This window comes from Armatimonas sp. (assembly GCF_964826245.1).
The window spans coordinates 1-4,094 of the sequence record NZ_CBAYMC010000317.1 but is presented as its reverse complement, the minus strand read 5'-3'; the positions used below and the strand labels follow the sequence as shown (position 1 = coordinate 4,094).

Genomic DNA, 4,094 nt, shown 5'->3' with positions numbered 1-4,094 from the left:
CCCACCGCTCTCTAGCGCAACTCCCGCCCAGAGATGCTGACTCAAGTTAGAGTCTGCTGGCTCGTGGCGCACCTTCCAACGGTACGCACCCCCAGCCACGACAATACGGCGTGAGCCCCGCTTCGGAATCGCCATCGTACTGCACTCCTACAAAGCTCCCCGTCAGCTGCGCGGCGATGATGCCCGCGCTGGTCACTTCGACACTGAGCTTGAGCCGCCCGCGACCTTTGCGGGTGACCATCTCCGTAAACCGCATCCAGTCTCGCTCACTCGGGGCCGTGCAAGTGGCGATAAACTCACCCGTGGCGGGTAGAAGATACTCGATCTGGCTGGACTGAACCACCACACGCGCCGTGATATTTTCCCGGCGCAAGCCTGTGTGCACCACCGCCCACGCCGCAAGAGTCGCCAGGGATGCTAAGCTCCCCCCAAAAACCGTTCCTCGGTGGTTGGAGTTCGGAGGCAGCGGTGCCGCGAGCACAACTCCCGCCTCGTCGCACTGCTGCACCACCAGCAACATCGCCGCGGTAATCGGGATATGCTCATGGAGATAGGCTTCTAGCTCACTCGCACTCACCGGCGGGGCTTCTCTTTCCAGGCGACCACGGCATAGGCATCGGCGGCGCTGGTGACAGCGACAAATCCCGCTTCGTGCAGGCGCTTGACGACGCCTTTGGTGACTGTCGCTCCGTGCTTGCTATTGGGATCGCCGATGTAGTGAAAGAGCCGCCCGCGCCGGGAGAGAACGCGAAATGCCTCACGGTAGAACGCCCCCGAGTAGAGGTCGCCCGCAAGCTGCATGGTCGGCGGGTCATGGACTACCAGATCGAATGTCGCATCCGAAAACTCTTTGATGACAGCTCCCGCATCGCCGCTCTTTCGGGTGATATTGCTCTTGCTAAACAGCGGCTCAGACCACGGGTTTTTCGCCGCCATCGCCTCGACCCCTGGATCGAACTCGATCACCGTCACGTGCGAAGCGGTCTTTGCCGCACAGATCGCTGTGTAGCCTAGGCCCATGCACGTGTCGAGGACACGCCCACGCACAGGCTCACAGGCGGCGATTTTCTTCTGCGTATCTTCCCAGGGGTCTACATGCTTGGTGCGGTGCATGGGAAAGCCCGCCACCAGCACGGTGGGCGCTCCCTCCGGCTGGCCCCATAAAGAGACGGCTCGCTTCGTGGATGGGGAGAAAATATAGGCCCGCTCCAGCGAGCCATCATCCTTTATCGTAAAGCAGCCCGTGTCGTGCTCCGCCACTTCTTTGACCGCATCCCACGAAACAGTTGGCCCATCGCCCGGAAGCTGCACGCCCGCCTCGGTCAGACTCACCATGACGCGCGACTTGTTTAAGTCAAGCGTCGTCTCCAGCTCACCAACGCCCTCTTTAAAAGCAAGTAACCAAGGAAGGGCTTGCCACCGGCAAATAATGGGGGTCATCGTGTGTAGCTCCAGCTCAGGGGTGAGCCACCTTCGTAGGGCATGACCCCGTGAAACGGGCGGGGATCGTTGTCGAAAACCAGGGGCAGGAAGTGCTTATCCCCTGGCCAGAGCGGCAGCGCACACGCAATCAACTCCTCCAGTGGCTGCCAGCTCAGGGTACCTTCGTCGTTGCCCGCACTCACCTCACCTGTAAACTCGGTAATCACGAAGATAAACCCAAACCAGTCCTCGCCGTTCTTGCCAAAACCCGGCCAGGAGAGCGTCCCACGCAGGCTCATCTCGCTCGCCTTGATCCCCGCTTCTTCCAAAAGCTCACGCTTCATCCCGGCAGCAGCATCTTCGGTAGGCTCTAGTTTCCCACCAAGGCCATTGTACTTTCCCAGTGCCGGGTCATCCGGGCGGGTATTGCGATGGATCAGCAAGACCGAGCTGCGATCTGGCGAGAGAACATAGCCCAGTGTGGCTAAAATCGGAGTGTACGGCATATCTCTCTGTGATACCATATTCCTGCTATGAGTCAGGTAATTGTGATCTCGCAAGATGAAACCCACGACAGCTACGAAGCTCGTCTTAATGGCACGCACGGCGAAGGTGCAACCTTGGGCGCAGCACTCGACCAGCTTCTCAATCAGCTAGATGATCCCTACACACCGCTCCTTTTGGTGCGTCAAGATCGCCCCGATCACTTCTTTTCCCAGAAAAACTTTGAGCGTTTGCAGGAGCTTCAGAGAAAGGCAAAGTCATCATTAGAGAGCCTTAATCCTACTGAGACAACAGAGCTTAGGGACTTAATCGCCAAAGAATTCCGCGCCACAATCCAGCGAAGTGAAGCGCTGGTCGCCCAAGCCGCATGAACGCGTTCTATCCGCTTGTCGCAGCACGCGCCGAACATCGCTGCGAGTACTGCCGTGCTCCAGAGATCATCTTTAACTTTCGTTTTGAAGTGGAGCATATCGTCCCACAGGCTAGCTCCGGCACGAGCGATTTGAGCAACTTAGCGCTTGCTTGTCGCGCCTGCAACTCCTTTAAGTCCTATTTTTGGTCCGCAGCCGACCCCGAGACGGGGACTGTTGTTCCCCTCTTCCATCCTCGCCAAGATATCTGGGCGGAGCACTTCCGCTTCGATCCCACCAGCTACCAAATCCAAGGTATCACTCCCATCGGCAGAGCCACCGTGGAGCGGCTCTTACTCAATGCGGACTACCAGCTCGAAGCTCGCTCGCGCTGGTTTTTGCTGGATATTTTCCCTTAAATTTACTTAAACGGGTTCTTGAGCTTGTCGTAGATGCGCTGCTCTAGGTGCTCCAGAGAGACTTCTCCCGACATGAGTCGCCCGACGAGCTTGGTGCCTGCGGGGTTCTTCACACCGAGCTTGTAGGAGAGATAGGGCGTACGATGAAACACTTTGCCGACCCGAAGCGCGGCGTCAAACTCGCCGGCCAGCTCGGTCTTGACGGCCTCTGTGTAGCTCTGGGTGGTGTTTTCGGCGAGGTGCTGCGCGGCGATATTGCCGGTGCGAACGGCGTACTGGATGCCCTCGCCAAAGAGCGGCTGAACGACACCTGCCGCATCGCCCACTAACAAAACGCGGCCATCTTTGGTGGCGAGTGGCTCGATGCCGGTCCAGAATGGGATCGGGTGCGCCCAGAGCTTGGGCGCGTCCATGCCTTCGGGGTAGGTCATCCCAACGGAGCCGAGCATGGTGTGAATGGCATCCATGAGAATCTTGCCGACATTCTGCTCCGCTTTAGGCTGGCGCGGCACGAGCATTCCCGCCCCCACGGAGAGATAGCCCGCCTTGGGAAAGATCCAGGCGTAGCCGTTCTTCACCGAGCCATAGTCGAGGTAGCAAGCATCTTTCAGCACACCCGCGCTTGCGGGGTACTCAAACGGAATCTCTACTTCCCTCGCAATGCCCCAGCGCTTGCCCAGGCGTAGACCAGCGCGGGCTCCGACAATGCCTTTTGCACCGTCGGCTCCGACCACGTAGCGGGCAGTCCAGCTTTCGTCGCCCGCCGTGACCGTCACGCCGTCACTTTGAACCGTCACGTCGCTGACTTTCACGCCCAGCTTGAGCGTCGCACCTGCCGCTTGGGCTTTCTCCACCAGGTAGGTATCGAAGCTCGGGCGCATGACCATCCAGACCTGGGCAGGCTCTCCATTGCTACAGGTCATCTCCGCGAGCACCGGCGACTTGCCACGCCAGGTATGGCGCAGCTTGGTCACGGTAAGATCGGTGAACTTCTCCGGCTCTAGGCCATCAATATGCCGCATCAGCGACGAAGGAATTCCCCCGCCGCAGGGCTTGTAGCGCGGCAGGCTTGGGGCACGGTCCAGCAAGAGCACTTTCAGCCCCCGCTCGGCACACTTCCAGGCGCAGGTAGCACCACCCGGCCCTGCACCCACAACAATCACATCAAAAATCATTTCTCTAATGTTACCGCAAAGATCTTGATCTTAGGGTCGCGGGTGAGGGTGATCGAGACAAGCTCCTTGGTGACGGCTATTGGAAAGACGATATGCCGGACGGTGAGTGTGCCCACCTGATCCCCCTCCAGGCGACGCTGGCGCGGGGTGGTGAAGGCAGCGGCCTCATCAGCGGCTTCTGGTGTGGCAATATCGCGCAGGACCCGCTTGAGCACCTCGGTCGT

The 4,094-nt window shown here is 59.3% G+C and carries 7 protein-coding genes; 2 read left to right on the top strand and 5 right to left on the bottom strand.

What is annotated here, in order from left to right; genetic code table 11:
• Positions 1 to 46: 46 nt before the first annotated feature.
• Genes AC1XOS_RS20515 through AC1XOS_RS20505 form a run of 3 tightly spaced genes read right to left on the bottom strand, consistent with a single transcriptional unit; the run spans position 47 to position 1,928 of the window.
• On the bottom strand, positions 47 to 577 hold the full coding sequence (locus AC1XOS_RS20515; RefSeq protein ID WP_481964073.1) for a YiiD C-terminal domain-containing protein: 531 nt from the start codon (positions 575 to 577) through the stop codon (positions 47 to 49).
• Positions 574 to 1,440, bottom strand: a complete 867-nt coding sequence (locus tag AC1XOS_RS20510) for a class I SAM-dependent methyltransferase (protein ID WP_481964072.1) — start codon at positions 1,438 to 1,440, stop codon at positions 574 to 576. Before AC1XOS_RS20510 ends, AC1XOS_RS20515 begins: the two co-directional genes overlap by 4 nt.
• Entirely contained in the window at positions 1,437 to 1,928 is a 492-nt protein-coding gene (locus AC1XOS_RS20505) for an NUDIX hydrolase (protein WP_481964071.1), read from the bottom strand. The genes AC1XOS_RS20510 and AC1XOS_RS20505 overlap by 4 nt, the downstream gene beginning before the upstream one ends.
• Before the next feature lie 27 nt (positions 1,929 to 1,955).
• On the opposite strand from AC1XOS_RS20505, the gene AC1XOS_RS20500 reads away from it, so the two are divergent.
• Positions 1,956 to 2,297: a hypothetical protein gene (locus AC1XOS_RS20500; RefSeq protein WP_481964070.1), complete on the top strand. Its 342-nt coding sequence runs from the start codon at positions 1,956 to 1,958 to the stop codon at positions 2,295 to 2,297.
• The gene (locus tag AC1XOS_RS20495; RefSeq protein ID WP_481964069.1) at positions 2,294 to 2,695 is read left to right on the top strand and encodes an HNH endonuclease; all 402 of its coding nucleotides are present in this window, start codon (positions 2,294 to 2,296) and stop codon (positions 2,693 to 2,695) included. Before AC1XOS_RS20500 ends, AC1XOS_RS20495 begins: the two co-directional genes overlap by 4 nt.
• 2 nt (positions 2,696 to 2,697) lie before the next feature.
• Here AC1XOS_RS20495 and AC1XOS_RS20490 read toward each other — a convergent pair whose 3' ends face one another.
• Positions 2,698 to 3,870: a geranylgeranyl reductase family protein gene (locus tag AC1XOS_RS20490; protein ID WP_481964068.1), complete on the bottom strand. Its 1,173-nt coding sequence runs from the start codon at positions 3,868 to 3,870 to the stop codon at positions 2,698 to 2,700.
• A partial coding sequence (locus AC1XOS_RS20485; RefSeq protein WP_481964067.1) for a hypothetical protein occupies positions 3,867 to 4,094 on the bottom strand: 228 nt, incomplete at its 5' end. The genes AC1XOS_RS20485 and AC1XOS_RS20490, both read right to left, overlap by 4 nt.